Here is a 17,745-nt window from a genome sequence, read left to right on the forward strand (position 1 = left end):
GAATGGAATCAGCAAGTTACACCTCAATCAAGGAAGAACCTTTCAACAGAATAGGTCCAAAGCGGACGCCAGTGGCTGGCGGAGCGAATTCCAGTTGGAAACACACAGCTAACCGAGCAACCGATCCCAACTCGATTGGTCCGTGTTAATCGGCCATCGGTATCCGCCGCAATGCCCATTTGGCTCGCATGTACGCGGTGGAGACCGGAATTGATCCTCCCCCATAGAAGAAGGGCGGAAAAAGTGTCCCGCCCAACTTCCACCCAAGAACGAACAGACGTCAGCCCGGTGTATACCAAATGGGTGAGGTGTAGGCCCGCTCCTGATGGATCAAAAGTCCTTCTTCAGGCACGTCTGCCCCCAAACGGACGCGGTCATAGGCCAGCCAGGTTGGCGTCGGGATTTCGAGAACGCGAACGTAGTAAAACGCGGGCTGCGCAGGATCGAAGTCCGGATCCTCCCAGTGGCCTGCCAGGTACGCCCGACCAATATCATTGGTGTAGGTGGCGCTCTCAACGTCAACGGTTGAGCCAATGGGGTCCAGCATCCCATCAGCATCAACAGCCCGATCGCCCGCCCACGCGACCTCGAAGACACGCTCTTGCGCATCCCCATTGTCGTCGAGCCAGGCTTTGACAATCTGGACGCGGTCGAGATTTGCACCGTCCGGGTCGCGAAGCGCCCTGATGACAAACCGAGGCGCGGCACCATCGGCTGCTGCGATCAGGTCGCCGCCCATCGGGACGCCGCGAATGTATCCCTGATTGCCGAAATCCGGCAGATGTACGTCAGCTGGTTCGAAATCCCATCCGCCAAAGACGCGAACGGATATCCGTGTGCCTGTCGTCGCATAAGTTTCCTTGCGCGCCATGGCGTCCCATAGCGCTTCACGGGTGTTTTCGCGAGCCCAGACCCCTTGAAGACCGGATGCAAGGGACTCCCAATGGCGGATTGTAATAGAACCGTCATTGCCTTCGCGCCTGTCCGTAACAACCACGTCTTCGTACCGTTCTTCTTCCGTCCCCGGTTCAACGCCCGAAAACTTGCCGAAATAGTTTTCCTCGCGTGTCGTGGACAGGGATGTGTGGCTATCCGTTGCGCCAACCATACCGAATTTGAACGGGTTCACACCGAGCTGGGATTGTTGCTCAAGTCCGACCTTGAGCGCGGAACGCGCATATTCGAACTCCAGCATCTCCGGGGTTTTGGCATTGAAGCCAAAATCACCCTTGTCCCAGTTGTAGTAGTCGGCAAACTCGTCATTTGGCGACAGGAGCGGGTGCGCCTCTCCATCCCCCTTTATCTGGGTCACCTCGTAAAGGGGTTCCCACCGCATACGCCGTGCGGCGTAGTCTGCGTCTATCGGCTCGCCGTTCATGCGCTCCACGGCGAACATAAGGCCGTTGGAAAGATTGCCGTTATGCGGAATGGCGAGCGCCTGACCGCCTGTCAGTTCCTCGTAGCGCTCCAGATAGTTCCAAAGGTCTTCGGGATCGGTGCTGTCGAAGGTCGAGAACGGAATGATCTGCCTGGCCTCTTCCGCGCCGTCGCGGAAGACGACAACACGGTGCAAGTTTCTGGCGTCCGGCGAAGAGGTCCACTCGAATCCATGGAATGCCGTGAAGACACCCGGATCGTTGTGCCTGTCGACGTCATCCACTATCCGGTCCCACATGTTACCGACCAGTTCGGGATTGGGCAGCAGGTCGGTTCCTGTCGCAATGCCTTCCTCCCCCCATCTGGCATAGGCGCCCCAGGGATCACCGGCTTTGACAAGATCGTGGACTTCCCGGCCAAAAGGTATCCGCAGCAAATCGGCATTGGATTCCTCGATCAAAAGAGCCAGTCCGAGGTTCTCCGCATGATCGGCGATAACCAGGAAATCCAGTGGCCTTACCAGCCTTGCGCGCTCGCCAAATGACGCAACGACCATCTCGCCTTTTGCGAAACGCAATGCGTCGTCCGGGCCAAGCCGGTTGCCGATCATGCCAGCGTCCGTCGAGTAGGATGTGTGCAGATGCGTGTCACCCCAATAGACTTGGCGAGGGTTCGCTTGGTGTAAGTAGGGGGAGTATTCCGGAGCGCCAATTGCTGTTTGGCTTTCCTGTGGTGAGATTTCTTGCGCAAACGATGGTGCTGCGCAAAGAAGCGCTGCGGAAGCCAAAAGCATTGATCTCATAGCGTTTCCTCTCATATGGCGGTGCATCTAAGGGTGATGTGCGGGTGCCGCATAGCATCAATAGTCGTCGCTGAATGGCGCTGCCTTGGAGAGTAACAACGAACTGCCCATAGGGCTATGCCGTTGCAACGTTTGAACGAAAGTGCCGCACATTAACCATTGGGGGCAGACAGTCGACAGCGACCAGCCTATTGCAAGGCGGGCTATTGCCTAACTCGCGAGGGCCTTTCCCGATAAAAATGATTAGCCGAAAAGTGGTCATTCGTTTTTCGGAAGGCAATGTCAACTTTGTCCCGCAACTTGCTCTTTCAGTCAGCTTGCGGATTCGCGTGCACAGCAAATGTCGGCGTTGCGGGATAAAGCAGTCGTTCATAATTTGTTGCAGAAAACCGAAATGACTAACTTAAGATCAAATAAATCGTTCATTTGGATCGATTGATTGAGCTACTTTAATCGACCGGTGGTGCGAACTCTGGGAGTGTAAATACCTGTGTTGATTGTGACATACCTGCTAACTGGTGTCGCCCCAAGGGCTCAAGTCGCGTTGCAACATCCGCTGCGAATTCCGAGGACATTACCAACGGTGTTTTTAGAGACTTACACAGACCCTCAAGCCGATTAACTTGGTTTACCGCCGGGCCAATCGTGGTGAAATCCAGCCGACGTTCCGTGCCGACGTTTCCATACATTACGGAACCCCGATGTAAGGCAATTCCAAATTCAATTCTGCCGCCGTGCTTTTGCCAGATGATGTTTTTTTCCCTCGCGCGAGCTAAGCACTCCAACACTGAAGACAATGCGGCACGGCTCATGTCGACTGCCGGCCTCGACTTTTCGTCCACTGGGAAGATTGCCATAACCGCGTCGCCGATAAATTTAAGGATTTCACCGCCGTGATCTTCTACTGCCCCGGCCGTGCAATCAAAATAGTCGTTAATTAACGCAAGATATCTATTCAATGGCATGTCTTCTGCCATCCGACTGGAGTTTCTAAGGTCGCAATAAAACAAAATGCAGTCGATTGCCCCTCCATCACCGCGCTCGATTACGCCATCCAGGACACGGTTTCCAGAGTAGCTTCCTAGGTAGGCATCCATGAGACCTTGCGCAAGAATGCGCGATTGAGCGTTTTTTATAACCAGCGCAAGGGCAGGCATGAGTGCTCGGATATAGTTGATTTCAGAGTCGCTAAATCCGCCGATACGTCGTGTGGAAATCGACATCATAACGCCCTCCATTCCAGGCGGAAAATCCGACCAGCGGCTAGCGTCATCGCGATGATAGCTTTCAAATTGAACCAGATAATCCGTTGCACCATCTGAACGAAGGTCTTCCAGGATCGGAAAACTGGTCTCGACCGACCCATCCTCCAATTTGTAACGCCTATAGGAACCGCCGTTATGCGCCAAATCGAAAAAAGGTGTATTGCGGAATCCAGGTGTCGCAAGCTGGTCTCTGGGCGTTAGTTCGGCCTTGGCTTGGTCGTCGCGGACCGTCCAAAGCACATTCAAGGCGCCAAAAATTGGGTGCAGGACCATGCCCCCGACGTTGATCCGAGCTACAGGGACACCAGCGGAAACCAGACGGTTGCCAAAGCCCTGCACCACATCCTCGGCCTTAGTATCGCGAAGACCGCACCCCATCAGCCAAGCAGCAACGCTATCTAAAAGTGGAGACCTGCTGAACTCAATCATCCTGAGACACTTTCTTGTCTAAAAAAAGCGTATTGAACCAGCTCGGTACTGAGACCTTAGACTGATTAGACACAATGAGCGCAGGGAGCGTTGTACCGAGCGTTCAGTCCTTTTGTATCACAGCACTGCTATTGTCTCCTAGCTTGGTGCGCTAAACAACCAGTTTCACCCCTCTACCCCAAGGTCGGCTACGGGCCGACCTCGCCACCAGGGCCTGAAAGACGCTCACATGGCAGCCGCAGAAGGGAGATCGGCTGGTTTGAGCCCATATCGACCGATACTGCAACCGAGGCGAATGTCGAAGTTGCGCAGGAAGCGAACGTTGCCAACATTCTCTGACAGTCCAAGACGAACGCCCTCATTTGCACTGGACCAACTCGAGTGCTCCCTTTCCTTTCAATTCCACTTGTCCCATCGACTTGCCACGGAATCTGCCCTGGATCAGGCGCCAAACTGGGGCGCTGACAAGGACGTTAGAGGGTTCAGATTCTGCGACAATTCTAGATGCGACATTCACCGTGTCGCCCCATAGGTCGAATACAAACTGCTTGCTACCAATAACGCCGGCTACTACTGGCCCGATGTGAATTCCAACACGCAGATCCCAAGATGCTTCGAGGTTTTTGACTGCTGAAATCATCTCAAGTCCTGCGCTTACGCTCGCGTCAGCCGGGTTTTCAACATAGTGCAGCAAACCTGCGGTTGCCATGTATGCATCGCCTATAGTCTTGATTTTTTCTAGTCCATGACGTGCGGTGATTTGCTCACATGTATTCACCATTTCCTGTAAATGCGACACCACCTCTTCCGGCGCATGTCTGTCGCAATATTGGGTAAACCCGACCACGTCGCAAAACAAAACCACCACATCTTCGAAACGTCTCGGTCGCACCGTGTTGGTCGATTTCAATTCGTGAACGGCAGCGTTTGGAAGGGTCGCATGAAGCAATTCGTCCGCTCGATTTTTCTCAATCTCAATTTGCCGAAGATACGATTCCTGCTGATCCCTCAGGCGTTTTTTTTCAAGACTGGCAGAAATCCTGGCACGCAGAAGTGCCGCGTTGAAGGGTTTGGGTAAGTGGTCTTCTGCGCCAAGTTCGATGCAACGAACGACGCTTTCAACTTCGTCGACCGCCGAAATCATGATGACGGGTATGTCGCGCAATACCATGTCCGATTTCATGCATTCCAAGGCTTCGAACCCATTCATACCAGGCATCATGATATCCAGAAGAACCAAATCGAATGAGTTTTGAGACAGTTTTTCCAGCGCTTCATGCCCGTCGTGGGCTTCAACAAGGTTGGAATACCCTTCACGCTTCAGGCGCCTTGTCAGGGTGTACCGATTGTCCTCATTGTCATCGACAACAAGAATTGCAGGTGCATCAGGGCTCATGGCATCGATCGGCCGGACAGGATCGAACTAATCTTCCGGTAGAGCAGATCAAAATCGATTGGCTTCGACACATAATCGTCGCAACCAGCGTCCAATGCCCGGTCCCGATCACCAGCCATTGCGAAAGCGGAAAGAGCTATAACAGGAATGTTGCCCGTTTCTGGAGCAGCTTTAAGCTGCCGTGTTGCCTCCCAACCGTCCAGAACCGGAAGGTTCAAGTCCATGAGGACAAGTGCCGGGAACTCGGTGCGCGCCATTTCTATTCCTGCAGCTCCGTCTGTAGCGACTAGTACATCATACCCTTTTTTGCTCAGCCGTCGTGTCAGCATAAAGATGTTGTCATCGTTATCTTCGACATAAAGAATTTTGGTCATGGCCGAATTCCCTCACCGGTCACACGCTTTACGAAACCGCCGACTTCCGCCAGCAGCATGTCACAGCTTATCGAACTTTTTTCGAGAATTTTCTCAACGCCATCGGTCAGCCGACAGCGATCTTCGTTCGATAGATCTGCAGCCGTTATGACGATCACCGGAATGTTCTTGCGGTTAGGAATAGTGCGAAACGCCTCCAGAAATTCGAAGCCGTCCATCTCCGGCATCATCAAGTCCAGCAGGATCAAGTCCGGTGTTTCGTCAGTGATCAAGTTCAGAGCAACGCGTCCGTTTTCTCCTTCGGTTACGCGCCACCCTTCGTTTATCAAGCAACCTCTCAACCATGCGCGTGTTGTTTCATCATCTTCAACGAGAAGGACTAGCGGAGCCCCTTCTTTGGGACGGAAACGGTTCAGCGTTTCCCTGAGTTTATCCCGGTCCAGCGGCTTGACCATATACTCTGAGGCGCCAAGCCCATAACCTTTGCGCGCTTCGTCCAACATTGTCAGCATGATAACAGGTATGTCGGCTAGGGTTTCGTCCGCCTTGAGCTCTGCAAGGACGTCCCAGCCGTTCGGCGCGGGCATCAAAACGTCTAGTGTGATTACTGACGGCCGAATTTTGCGCGCCAGTTTCAGAGCTTCTTTGCCATCAGCAGCCGTAACAACATCAAAACCTTCCTTGGCGAGAAAAACGCGCATTAACTCGCGTGTGGTGTCGTCGTCATCAACCACAAGGACTGTGCCCGAATATACGCTTAACTGATCCTTCAAGGATGGCTTGAGATCTCTGTCAGGAATGCGGACAGCTGATTGACCTTCGACCCTGAACGGCAACCTGACAGTGAAAGTAGTACCTTCGCCAACTGCGCTTTCAACAGAAATGTCGCCCCCCATCATTTGGCACAGCCGCCTACTGATAGAAAGTCCCAGGCCAGTGCCACCGTATTTGCGCGTAGTTGAACTGTCCGCCTGAGAAAAGTCCTCGAACAACTTCCCGATCTGTTCTTGTGTCAGCCCGATCCCTGTGTCGGACACATCCAGAACCAGCCAGGGACGGTCATCGATCACGGACTTGGCGGCGCGGACGGAAATTTTGCCGTTCTCCGTGAATTTGCAGGCATTGCTCAACAAGTTCAGAATAACCTGACGAACCCGCGTCATGTCGGCGAACATTTTCTCCGGCTCATCCGGGCAGTGGGCCTCCAACACGTTGCCATTCTTTTCCGCAAGACCCTTCGTTGTCGCGACTGTGTCTTGCAGCAACGCAACCAAATCGAATTCCTCTAGGTTGAGATCAAGTTTGCCCGCTTCGATTTTGGAAAGATCAAGGATCTCGTTGATTAGCTCGAGAAGGTGCTTTCCCGCCCGCGAAATCCGCTGCAGCGGTTCGATGAAATCGTCTTGCCCCAGATCTTCGGCATCTTCTTCCAACATTTCGGTGATACCGATCACGGCATTCAAGGGCGTTCGCAGTTCATGGCTCATGTTGGCCAGGAACTGGCTCTTGGCCCGGTTTGCTTCTTCTGCATCCCGTTCGCGCTGCTTAAGCTCGGTGATATCAGTGTAGACGGCAACCGTACCACCATCGCTGGTCTTGCGCTCGTTGATCATAATCCAGCGACCGTCGCGCCGTTGCTGCACCAGCGCCTCTTTGGGGTTTCTGTGCGAGGCGATGCGCTCTTCGACCCACTCTTCGATCCTGTCCTGCGCATTGACGATCAGTCCGACTTTGGCCGAACTGCGAATAATCGACTCGAACGACATTCCTGGCTCTATGGTGACTTCAATCTCTGGATATAGCAGTTCCTTGTATCGGTTATTGCAAAGAACCAGCTTCTCATTTGCATCATAGAACGCGAATCCGTCCGAAGAATTTTCAATCGCGTCAACTAACCTGCGACGTGCCACCTCAATTTCGCGCAGGTTGTTTTCCTCGATTTCGATTGCCGTATCCCGGAATACGGATAGCGCCTCGGCCATTCGGGCGATTTCGTCATTGCCTGTGGTTGCTGGCAGTGGCGCGCGCAAATTTCCACCTGCGATCGCCAACATGCTATCGCTTAATCCGGTAAGTCGCGCGATCAAGTTGCGTCCTACATAGCGCCAGACGATCAGTGTGGAGCTGACCAAACTCAACACCACAACAGCAATCATAACATATGTGCTGACTTGCTGTACCGAACCGGCCTCGGCATTCGCGCTGGCAATGTCATCTCTTGCATGCGCAAGCAGGCCGTCCACAGCCTGCGTCAACTGTTGAGACAGCGCTGCATTTTGGGCAATCAAAGCCTCGCCCCTGACAATCAAGTCAAGTTCTTCTGTGCGCGCTTGCAAAACGCTTTTGTCGCCGAATGCAAGCTCTTCGAACTCCATTATCCTCGGCAGCAAAAACCGGCGCTGAAATGTCGGCAACTCGCCAGACAGCCGGTTGAGCGCCTCCAATGACTTTTCCAAGGGGAATGCAATCAAGTCCACGTCTGCGCGGGAAAGGGCCGATGCCGCTAGTATCAGATTGTCGTTGATCGCGGATACTTCCACTTGGAATTTCTGCAGCGGCAAGGCCTCGGCAACACTGCGCGTCAGCTCATTCATTGCCGCCTCACGCTCATCTTCGGTCAAGTCAGGATTATCAATGGCGCTTCGCAATTGAGACAGTTTAGCGTCCATGACCGAGATCCCCGGAGTAAGTGCCCGCTGCGCCCCTTTGTTTGTGATCGACAGACGGGTGAGGATTTCGCTCTTTTGATCAGTCACAGCCAATCTATCGCCCACCAGAATGTCGAGCGCCGAAAGGTTTTCTCCAAGGCGCGTCACTGCCGCCTCGATTTCCTCTAGGTTGGAATCGTCGGATTCCCGGGATTTCAAATCCGCAACCATTTTATTGAGATTACCGACGCCTGCGCTGATCGCCCCGGTCAGCTCCGTACGTTGAGCATCGGTAGACACAGCCAGCAGTGCTGGTGCGGCCGCGACGATCCGGTCAGCTTCTCGGGAAAGCTCCAGAGATCCAAGCGCAGCTGGCACACGTTGCTGCGTGATGTGATCCATGGTCTTTCCGATCGCCAGAAACGAGTAAACCGCAGCAGCAGCCGCGAGCACTGCAAAGGCGCTAATCCCAAAAAATGCTATGAGAAGACGCCACCGGACCCCTAAGCTGTCAAACATGTAGGCACCCGAGCGGTCGGCCAATTACCTCAATATATTCATTGCGTGGTAGCAAAATGTCATTACCCCCTAATTACATAGCGCTATTGCAATGGCACGTACTCCCCTCCTTTCCATGTGTACCAGGAAAACCCTGGGTCCGTGATGTCGCCATTCTCGTCGAACCGAAGCGTCCCCAAAACGGTGTCGAACTCATTTTCTCTCAGAGAGGCGATTACGACATCCAACTCGAGCGTTCCGGCTTTTTCCACCGCTTGCGCCCAAACTTCGACAGCGGCGTAAGCATATAGCGTATACCCATCCGGCTCGATGCCGCCATTTCGGAACTCTTCGACCAGAGCCGCATTTTTGGGATCGTAGCGGGGGTCCGGAAAAAAGGTAAACATGGTTCCCTCACCGGCATCGCCAGTGATCAGCCAATAATCCGCAGTTGAAAGGGAGTCGCCGGATACGAACTGAAGGTCATCACCTTGGTCCCTGGCTTCACGCAGGATAAGACCCGCTTCGGCAGGATACCCGCCGACGAAAAGAATATCAGTTTCAGCAGCCCGAATACGATCAACGAGGGGGGAATAGTTAACCTCCCCAGTTGCAAAACCTTCGAACATCACCTCGGTCAAGCCGAGCTCATTGATGCGTTTTTTGGTCTCTTCGGCAAGTCCTTGGCCGTAAGCCCCGCCATCATGCAAAATGGATATTCGTTTCTCTGGCCAATGTTTGGCCATGTAGTCGCCGACCACTGCACCTTGCCGATCGTCCCGACCGCAAATACGAAATATTCCAGGCCCGCCTTCATCAGTTAGCTTGGTGTTTGTGGCAGACGGCGAAATCATCAATATTCCTGCTTCGTCATAGATTTTGGACGCCGGTATCGATGCGCCGGACGACCAATGGCCGACAACGAAGACCACATCATCACTTACGAATTTTTTGGCAACAGCAACCGCCTGATCTGGGTCTGCCGCATCGTCTCCAAGAACAAGCCGAACCTGTTCTCCCAAAACCCCGCCGTTTTCATTTATTTTCCGAAGCGCAAAGTCGGCACCAATTCGATACTGTTCTCCACCCCACGCATATTGCCCGGAAAGAGGAGCTCCAGAACCGATACGGATTTCCGCGTTCGCAGGGACGACAAGCGCTAGGGTCGACATGCCAAAAGCGGCAACGAGAGTGTGAAACAATTGCATCTTGTCCCTCCCAATCCAGCTACCTCGGCACTCTGCCAGTGCCCGTTGGTAGGCTAGGTCACTATACAATTTTGTGGCCTTACCAACAACTGATTGGTAAGTGAGGAGTAAATGCGTTAATTAATTCAATAAGTTACTCTTCGGATATCTATTTTATCATGTGCGATCCATGAGGGTTTCAATTATAAGGCAAGCAGTATTAGTTCACGTTAAGGCGCTAGTCCGCTTTACATCGAATGAGGACGTACGACGAGTGTTTGCCAACGTCGGCTTTTAGCGCACAGTGTGACTTCGACCCACCGCATATTTCGCGGACGCAGCGAACGGCAGGAATACGGGCTGCAACCGCAGTATTCGTGCCATGTGCTGGATGGCGGCTCTGGGCCGCCAACGAAAGCGGCCCGTAGTATTCAGATTTCAATTGCCTCTGCTATGGCAAGTGCATCCTCAAGCTCAACACCGTACCGATTTCAAATCCGAGAAAGTCGTTGACTGCGAAAATGTAGGGCGACCGAAAGGTGGCGCGCGAACCGTGTTCCTAAAGAGGACGGGGTAAGTCTCGATACAGACCTCTCTCTCCATTGTGTCCCGCCTCAATTATCCGTTCAGGTATCGAAATCGCGCATATAATCCGCAAAGGTCAATTCACTCCCGGACTCTGTCCATTTCTACAGTTCGCAGAAATGGCCGCCTAACCCGTCGGCACAAAAGCGGGATTCCGAACAACCGCAAACTTTGCAACGGAACCGATCCCTGGCTGCGACGTATAAAAATTGCAAGCGAACTTGAACAAATGCGAGTGCTCTTAATTCGATCAGAGCCGGTAACCGCTGGTCGTTATCGAGTGTCGGCCAGCGATTTGGCCTTTTCGTACTCTTCCAATAACGGCTGCATCATTTTCGGATCGTAAATCACCCTTTCCAGCCACCATCTGAGTGGAAAGGTCTCACCTTCGGCGATCATGGCTGAGAGGCCTTGAAGGATTTTCATTTCCTCGTCGAATTGCCCGAGCGCAGCATTGCCTGCTGCCTGATAAACCATCATGTGTGGGCCAAACGGTCCACCGAGATCCAGGTTCTCTTGCAGTGTGTTCACGCTCTCGTGGTATTGTCCGGCATGGAATAGTGAAACACCTAGTATATTTCTGTAGGGCCGCCGGACATTGAGAGGGTCCAGGCTCAGAGACCGATTCAACGGCGTGATTGCCTGATCCGGTTTCCCCGCATACAACAGGAACATTCCCAAATAGGCCTGAGCCAGACTGGAACTCGGCTCTTTTTCTACCGCGTGCTCTCCGAATTCGATTGCCGGCTGAGGATTACCTTTCAATATTTCAAGAATGCCCAACGACAAAAGCGCACGAACGTTTGCCGGGTCCATTTCCAACGCGATATCGGCGTGTTGTTTTATCACATCGCGCATTTCATCCGTGTTCGGAGCCAGTCCAAACCAAGTACGGTGAGATTCCGCAAACGCTAGTCCCGCATGCCCGTGTGGCGCATCCGGTTCCAGCCGCACCACACGCTGCAACAAGGCTTGTGCAGCGTCGAACCTCGATGGGTCGCTTGGCGGGTGAATGATGTCCAGCGCCTGCTGATACAGGATTCTGGCATCCCGGCGCGTCCAGCGCGCATCCTCAATCCGCGAAGTCAGTTCCGGAAAAAGTTCGATAGAGAACGTTGCGCTAATCTCTCGCGAAATTTCCGTCTGCGTAACGAACCGGTCCGTTGTTTTGTAGTCGAACCGCTTGGCCCAGATTTCGCTTCGGCTGTCCACATCGACAAGACCGATGTTGAGCCGATAGCCATCTGTCATGGACTGTAGGCTCCCTCGCAAAACATGTGTCGCACCCAGTTTTCGTCCCTCGTCAATCAGATCGATGGATGTGTCGGATAACCCAGCGGTCGACGCGTACGAGATCACGCGCAATCCCTGCACCCGTGCCAAGTCGGTTGTGATATCTTCCGCAATCCCCCTAGCCGCCACGGAAGTCACCGCACTGTTTCCCAAAGGATTGAAGGGCATTACGGCAACGACTGGCAGATCTCCCCACAATTCAGTGCCCGTCGTTGCCCGATCTGTAAACGGGTTCTCGGTTCTGAAACTTTGAAACAGCAAATATCCACTGATTGCGATTAAGAGTGTTAACAGAGAAAGCAAAAGCCAGTTTGGGGCTCGCAAGTCTGGCTTTCCGGACACGATGTTCCGTTCCGGTGCATTTGCAGGTGCCGGGGACGCATCCCGGAATTCAAACGAAGGCACGTATGAACCTTTGGGAACGGTGATCACCAATGAGTCGTTGCGTCCATCCGTGAGATAATAATGCTCCAGTTCACGTCGCAACCGGCGCGCCTCCAAACGCACAACTGGATCAGATGTCGCGTCGAAATCCTCGGGGCGACCCAGGACAGAAACGCCAATCGAGTACCCCTTCAACCGATCGGCACGTCCGGCCAGTGTTTCTTCAACGATGTATTTGAGGAACGCCCTGCGACGATCATTTGCGCCAAACTGAGAGCTTTCGAACATACGGGCGAGCTGCTCGGTTATTGCCACCTTCTCCTGAGACGGCGTTGACTTCTGCTCGGAAATCTCGCTTTCCAATGAAGCATATGTTGGTTTTTTTCGGTCCATCCACTCTATTCAGACAGTATTCGGTTAAGTCGAGTTCCGTCCAGCATTACATTCAAACTACAGCATTTTTAATGTTTATTACACGTTCCGAACATGTTCTCTACTGCGGTCTGTTGGTCTCAGCTGATAGTCTGGTGTCTCCGGGGTGTGTCTGAACAGATGTAACGCTGGAAAGATTTTCTCACTGACGGCCAATGGCTTTTTGCGGGGGGGGAGCAAGTGACAGACTATCTTGCTGCCGGATGTTCGGAACTGGTGAAACAATCGCCCAACGATGAGTTCACAATCGTGTCTTTGACGCGGAGCGATCCAAAATTCCAGGCCATTTGCCGTGATTTCGGCGAGGCGCTGACAGCGCTCCACAGTTTTGAAGCCCAGCGAGAACGCGGGCAGGCCCGAGCGGCCGAGTTTCAACAGATCTGCGAGGATCTGAGGCTCGAATTGATGGAATACGTCAACCGGGCCACGGCCGGATCCAAGGCACAGGGTCATCAATGATGCAACATGGTGATCGCCTAAACTGGCAGCTTGCCCGACACCGTGGCCTGAATTCACGCACGCAAGGAGACGGGAATGACAAAACAAACCTGCAAATCGCTTCTCGTAGCATTTCCAATCGTGATCGGCCTCATGTCCGCCGTTCACGCACAGGACGGTGGCAACGAAGAATGCAAAGCGCTGTTCGTGCACAATGCCGGTTCTGTGTCGATGACCGGTGACACGATTACCATGGAAAATGTCAGCCCGAACATCACGTTCTTTTGCGACCGGCCGGTCCGATATGCGGGTGTGCTGAGCATACAGGGCTTTCTGGACATGGTGTCCGAAGGCGACGACAGCTTTGCCGTGGACCCGCCCAACGCTTTACTGACCATAGTTGCGGACGGCGAGCAGCCCGTCGACGTTGTCGTGGAATTGTCGCAACGCCCAGAGAGCGGGTCGGGAACAATGACGTATCCCGGCGTCAAGGTGATCTCGGGCAAAATTCCGCAAACCACAGGTCCGGGCACGTTGTTTATTGATCATTTCGGTCGTCCAATGTCCCCCGGTTCGGTGGCGGGCGTGCACCGTCGTCACGAGCGTCGCGAAGTTCGTCATTGTAACGCCGACAATCTCGATAACCCGAACGATCTTTGCAACTGCGGACCCGGCCTCGTGTGCAACTGAACCGCGATGAAAATTCAGGACTTCTAAAAGGCAACTGACATCAAGGAAACCGAGTTCGCAGCCCAAACGAAAAATAACGGAAATTATGGAGGAAGTGATGTTTTCAATTCTTGGCAACTACCAGCGGAAGCTGGTCCTAGGAACGACTTTCGCATTTGCAGCCAGCGCCGCGTTGTGTACCGCCGCCTGGTCTCAGTCTTATGAGGAAAATCTTGCTGCGGGTGCCGCGGAAACGGAACAGAACTATCTGAACGTTCCCTTCGTAAAACCCGAAAATTTCCAAACACCCTATACGAGTCCGGCCTACTGGCCGACCAACTTCCCACGTGGGCCGATTGACCGGTCGCCAGCGGATTCCTCAACCAAAGTGATCACGCTTGGAACCGGCGACCCGCCTCCCAATCCCTACCGTTTTGGTCCTGCTCACGCAGTGATCATAAACGGTTTTCCATATTTCGTAGATGCTGGCGAAGGCTGGTTCAGGTCACTCGGAAAGGCCGTCCTTTCCCAGGGGTCAATGGACCTGGCAACCGTTTTTGATCTTCAGAACATCAAGTACATGTTCCTGACCCATCTGCACGAAGATCACACGGTGGGGTTGCCATCGTTTATTTCAGGTCCGTTTAAGTTTGGCCCCGGCCCCGACAAGAAGATATATGGACCCGCGGGCGTTGACGAGATGATTGCCAATATCAACGCCGCTTGGCGGCTCGACAGGAACGAAATGTTCCAGGGCTCGACAACCCAGAAAGCCGACGGGGCAACTGCAATTGGCGTGCCGGTCTGGCCATCGACAGATCCGAAAGGACGGTTAATCTACGAGGACGACAACGTTACGGTCGAAGCATTCCCAACAGAGCACGGTTTTCTTCATCATACCTACGCTTATCGGTTCACGGCCAAGTCGGACGGGCGCGTAGTCGCGTTTGGAGGCGACGGGCACTATTCTGAAGGTCTTGTCAACGCCGCAAAAGACGCTGACGTTCTGGTTATTGAAAGCATAACGAGAAAGAACATCATGTTCGTGGTCTGGGGTGGCGACACGGAAGACGAAAAAGTGAAGATCATTGGTGCCTATCACATGTTTCCAGAGGACATGAAAAAAGTTCAGGACGACAGTGGCGTCAAACAGATCGTCATGACGCACGTCCAAAACTACAATGACCCCGAGCATTTCGACCGTCTAAGTGTCTTGAAGGAAATGCAGGATGCAGGCGTCACGAACATCCTCATGGCCGAAGACGGCGACATCTACTGAACGGACGGCCAGTCTAAGGGAAAGCCCTGCCGGGCTTTTCCGCTAATAGTACCGAAGTGAAACCTTTGATCACAGACGTGATCGGATTTGTTGCAAACTTTTGGCCATTGACCTTCGTGGCGTTGGCGCCTGTGTGGCGAACGGCATTATCCAGTTAAAGGCAGGTCTATGATTTCTTTCCAAGGTGCGCAGTATCTGAAGGATGTGATCCTGTTCGCGGTCTTCTTTTACGTCCGCTACGGTGTTTCTTATCGAGACCTGGAAGAAATCATGGCCGAGCGGCATTTCTGTCGATCACGCTACGTTGAACCGGTGGCTTACACGATATTCCGACGCGATCGCTGAAACAGCGCGCCGTCAAAAAGCGCAATGTGATCGTTCGTGGAGAATGGACGAAAATTACATCAAAGTTAAAGGCGCGTGGGTTTACCTCTATCGAGCTGTCGACAAAAACGGCAAGACCCTTAATTTCATGCTTTCACGACGTCGAAACAAACCAGCCGCCACCAAGTTTTTCGCTAGGATGTTGGAGGCAAATGGATTGCCGAGGAAAATTGTGATCGACAAAAGCGAGCCAACACCGCCGGCATCCAGGCCATCAACAAAAAATGCTCAAAGGCTTTGGCTGCCCGATCCCATTTGAGAAGGTGAGGCGGAAACACTTGAACAATATCGTGGAACAGGACCACCGTTTCATCAAGAGACGCACGCGGCCATTGCTGGGGTTCAAGGCCTTCGCTTCAGCGGTGGCAACACTCAACGGAATCGAAGTATCGCACATGATCCGCAAGGGCCAACTCACGCCCGGACTCTGTCCATTTCAGCAGTTCGCTGAGCTCGCCACCTGACTCACAAGCGATTGCTGAAACAACTCAACGGGCCCAAATCTTTGCAACAAAACCTGCTATGCTCGCTGCTGTTCACCTATTGATGACGCGACCATTGGTGGCCGTATCTATTGCGATGCGTCGTGATCCTATCACAGGAGAAAGGCTACGCATGGCATTCCCTGGTCAGCGCAATTTATTGGATCAACTGGTTCACCTTTCATGCAGTTCGCCGAGCCCGGCGAAAGATGATCCCAGAATTCAGAAGGCCTATTTCCCAGCACGAAAATCCGACTACACAACGAAACCCGATTTTCTGGCGGCGGCGAAAAAAGCAATCGAACAACTCGGTGTAAATGCAGACCGTGCGGAGTTGCTCCGATGTGCGGATCGCACCCACGAGAAAAGCCGCCGCTAGCTTGTGGATATCCGAGAATTAAGGGCACAAATTCGGGTCAAATGTCTCAGACATGCATCTGCGTCCAGTAATTAAGGGCACAGTGACAATATCGAAAACGCGGTGCAAGGACTTCTCCATGCAAATGGCTTTGAGAACCTTCCTCGACTCTTTGAAAAACCGGCAGAAACGTTGCGGTGGTACTTGTGGCCTGGCAAAGTGATGACCGCAGGTACAATTCTGAAGGTTCTCACATTTGACTGCGATCGTTTGCGCGCCGAGACCAAAGACTTAAAGGGAGCAGCCAAACGTGTCAAAGCCCGGTGCAATGTACTCTATACCTACCTTTCCAGTAATCTTAACGCACTGGTGGATTATGGTCATCGGCATCGAAACGGCCTTGCGAGCGCGTCATCTCGTGTGGAAGGTTGCGTCGATGACATCAGAAACGCTCGAATGGGCAAAAGGCGACGCATGAGATGGTCCCCGCCAGGTGCACATCGTGTTGCTCTTACGAGGGCCGCTGTACTGGACGGTAGGTTGACTATTTCAAAGCACGCCGCATAGCCACCTAGTTTTGCCAGCTCACAAGGTGACTTGGTCCTGCCTCAGGACAAAGGGGAGTAGCCAAAACTCAGCGACGTCGGCATGCGCGCTATACACGATCCCAGAAATTTGGTTTGAGGCCCGCAGTTGGCCAGCGAACCGAAATGAGTTGACCACGTCCGGACAGCGTAATGAAGGCGGTTCGCATATCCCGACCACCGAAACAGATGTTGGTCGTGTATGGATCGGGTAGATCTATCCGCCTGACCAACGTGCCGTCTGGCTGCACTGACGTTATCCCTCCGGTGCGGAGGCAGGCCACCGAGATGGTTCCGTTTTCCTCAACCGCCAGAGAGTCGTAGCGTTGAAAGCCTGGTAGCCCGCAGACGAGCCGACCACCAGTTGGAGATTGCCAATCCCCTTTCTCAAGCTGGCCGTCGGCAGCAACAGGATGGGCCCAAACCCGGCCTGTCGCGGTTTCTGCCACATATAGTTCGTCTTCGGTTGGTGAGAGACCGATGCCGTTGGGGCCCAAAAGAGGGAAGGCCATCTGCTCGGCCTTGTCACCTGTCACCCGAATGACGGCGCCAAGGTCCATATGACGCTCATATTTTTTTCCGTGATCCGTGAACCAGAAACCGCCGCTTCGATCGAACACAATGTCATTTGGACCGGTCAGAGAGATCCCGTCGACCACATCGAGCAGGCGTTCGGTCTTGCCAGTGGTTGGATCGACGCGTTCGATCCAGCCCGACGTAAAGTTCGGGGCAGGGCCCAGCGGGCGCAAAATGCCATTGGTGCGGCATTGCCAAGTTGTCTGCGCGTTGTGAACAGGTTACGCGTTACGCATGAATATACCGCCCAAAATGCCGCGCCTGAAGGGCTTTCGTTTCCCGCGTGAGATCATCGCCTACGCTGT

General features: G+C 53.4%; 12 protein-coding genes and 2 pseudogenes. 6 read left to right on the forward strand and 8 right to left on the reverse strand.

The features are described from left to right. Window positions 1-280: 280 nt before the first annotated feature. From AC2TCY_RS22485 to AC2TCY_RS22515, 7 genes are all read right to left on the reverse strand, one after another. A complete protein-coding gene (locus tag AC2TCY_RS22485; protein WP_480850931.1) occupies window positions 281-2,179 on the reverse strand; it encodes a DUF3604 domain-containing protein in 1,899 nt (632 codons plus the stop codon). A gap of 449 nt (window positions 2,180-2,628) precedes the next feature. After that, complete coding sequence (locus tag AC2TCY_RS22490; RefSeq protein WP_480850932.1) at window positions 2,629-3,873, reverse strand: adenylate/guanylate cyclase domain-containing protein; 1,245 nt, start codon at window positions 3,871-3,873, stop codon at window positions 2,629-2,631. A gap of 358 nt (window positions 3,874-4,231) precedes the next feature. Further along, window positions 4,232-5,269, reverse strand: coding sequence for an adenylate/guanylate cyclase domain-containing protein (locus tag AC2TCY_RS22495; protein WP_480850933.1), 1,038 nt, complete (start codon window positions 5,267-5,269; stop codon window positions 4,232-4,234). After that, window positions 5,266-5,643: a response regulator gene (locus AC2TCY_RS22500; RefSeq protein ID WP_480850934.1), complete on the reverse strand. Its 378-nt coding sequence runs from the start codon at window positions 5,641-5,643 to the stop codon at window positions 5,266-5,268. The genes AC2TCY_RS22495 and AC2TCY_RS22500 overlap by 4 nt, the downstream gene beginning before the upstream one ends. Further along, on the reverse strand, window positions 5,640-8,810 hold the full coding sequence (locus AC2TCY_RS22505) for a response regulator (RefSeq protein WP_480850936.1): 3,171 nt from the start codon (window positions 8,808-8,810) through the stop codon (window positions 5,640-5,642). Before AC2TCY_RS22505 ends, AC2TCY_RS22500 begins: the two co-directional genes overlap by 4 nt. A gap of 83 nt (window positions 8,811-8,893) precedes the next feature. Beyond that, window positions 8,894-9,997 carry a branched-chain amino acid ABC transporter substrate-binding protein gene (locus AC2TCY_RS22510; protein ID WP_480850938.1) on the reverse strand — a complete coding sequence of 368 codons (1,104 nt, stop codon included), beginning with the start codon at window positions 9,995-9,997 and terminating at the stop codon, window positions 8,894-8,896. Between the two features lie 837 nt (window positions 9,998-10,834). Continuing rightward, a complete protein-coding gene (locus AC2TCY_RS22515) occupies window positions 10,835-12,631 on the reverse strand; it encodes a tetratricopeptide repeat protein (protein WP_480850940.1) in 1,797 nt (598 codons plus the stop codon). Between the two features lie 219 nt (window positions 12,632-12,850). Between AC2TCY_RS22515 and AC2TCY_RS22520 the strand changes: the two genes are divergently transcribed. The 6 genes and pseudogenes from AC2TCY_RS22520 to AC2TCY_RS22545 form a co-directional block, all read left to right on the forward strand. After that, a complete protein-coding gene (locus AC2TCY_RS22520) occupies window positions 12,851-13,129 on the forward strand; it encodes a hypothetical protein (protein WP_480850942.1) in 279 nt (92 codons plus the stop codon). A 75-nt stretch (window positions 13,130-13,204) separates the two neighbouring features. Continuing rightward, a complete protein-coding gene (locus AC2TCY_RS22525; RefSeq protein WP_480850944.1) occupies window positions 13,205-13,798 on the forward strand; it encodes a hypothetical protein in 594 nt (197 codons plus the stop codon). A gap of 97 nt (window positions 13,799-13,895) precedes the next feature. Next, window positions 13,896-15,056 (forward strand): MBL fold metallo-hydrolase, encoded by a 1,161-nt coding sequence (locus AC2TCY_RS22530; RefSeq protein ID WP_480850945.1) that lies wholly within the window; start codon window positions 13,896-13,898, stop codon window positions 15,054-15,056. Window positions 15,057-15,224: 168 nt separating this feature from the next. After that, a pseudogene (locus AC2TCY_RS22535) lies at window positions 15,225-15,904 on the forward strand (IS6 family transposase). A gap of 151 nt (window positions 15,905-16,055) precedes the next feature. Next, a complete protein-coding gene (locus tag AC2TCY_RS22540) occupies window positions 16,056-16,301 on the forward strand; it encodes a hypothetical protein (protein ID WP_480850947.1) in 246 nt (81 codons plus the stop codon). A gap of 87 nt (window positions 16,302-16,388) precedes the next feature. Beyond that, window positions 16,389-16,847: pseudogene (locus AC2TCY_RS22545) on the forward strand (ISKra4 family transposase); the annotation flags it as partial. A gap of 88 nt (window positions 16,848-16,935) precedes the next feature. On the opposite strand, the gene AC2TCY_RS22550 reads toward AC2TCY_RS22545, so the two are convergent. Beyond that, a complete protein-coding gene (locus tag AC2TCY_RS22550) occupies window positions 16,936-17,613 on the reverse strand; it encodes an SMP-30/gluconolactonase/LRE family protein (protein WP_480850948.1) in 678 nt (225 codons plus the stop codon). Window positions 17,614-17,745 lie beyond the last annotated feature (132 nt).

Source organism: Ruegeria sp. HKCCD7181, from assembly GCF_057221055.1.

Bases quoted from the DNA above. Each gene is read 5' to 3' on its own strand.
- AC2TCY_RS22485 (WP_480850931.1), bottom strand. From the start codon at position 2,179: ATGAGATCAATGCTTTTGGCTTCCGCAGCGCTTCTTTGCGCAGCACCA.
- AC2TCY_RS22490 (WP_480850932.1), bottom strand. From the start codon at position 3,873: ATGATTGAGTTCAGCAGGTCTCCACTTTTAGATAGCGTTGCTGCTTGG.
- AC2TCY_RS22495 (WP_480850933.1), bottom strand. From the start codon at position 5,269: ATGAGCCCTGATGCACCTGCAATTCTTGTTGTCGATGACAATGAGGAC.
- AC2TCY_RS22500 (WP_480850934.1), bottom strand. From the start codon at position 5,643: ATGACCAAAATTCTTTATGTCGAAGATAACGATGACAACATCTTTATG.
- AC2TCY_RS22505 (WP_480850936.1), bottom strand. From the start codon at position 8,810: ATGTTTGACAGCTTAGGGGTCCGGTGGCGTCTTCTCATAGCATTTTTT.
- AC2TCY_RS22510 (WP_480850938.1), bottom strand. From the start codon at position 9,997: ATGCAATTGTTTCACACTCTCGTTGCCGCTTTTGGCATGTCGACCCTA.
- AC2TCY_RS22515 (WP_480850940.1), bottom strand. From the start codon at position 12,631: ATGGACCGAAAAAAACCAACATATGCTTCATTGGAAAGCGAGATTTCC.
- AC2TCY_RS22525 (WP_480850944.1), top strand. From the start codon at position 13,205: ATGACAAAACAAACCTGCAAATCGCTTCTCGTAGCATTTCCAATCGTG.
- AC2TCY_RS22530 (WP_480850945.1), top strand. From the start codon at position 13,896: ATGTTTTCAATTCTTGGCAACTACCAGCGGAAGCTGGTCCTAGGAACG.
- AC2TCY_RS22540 (WP_480850947.1), top strand. From the start codon at position 16,056: ATGGCATTCCCTGGTCAGCGCAATTTATTGGATCAACTGGTTCACCTT.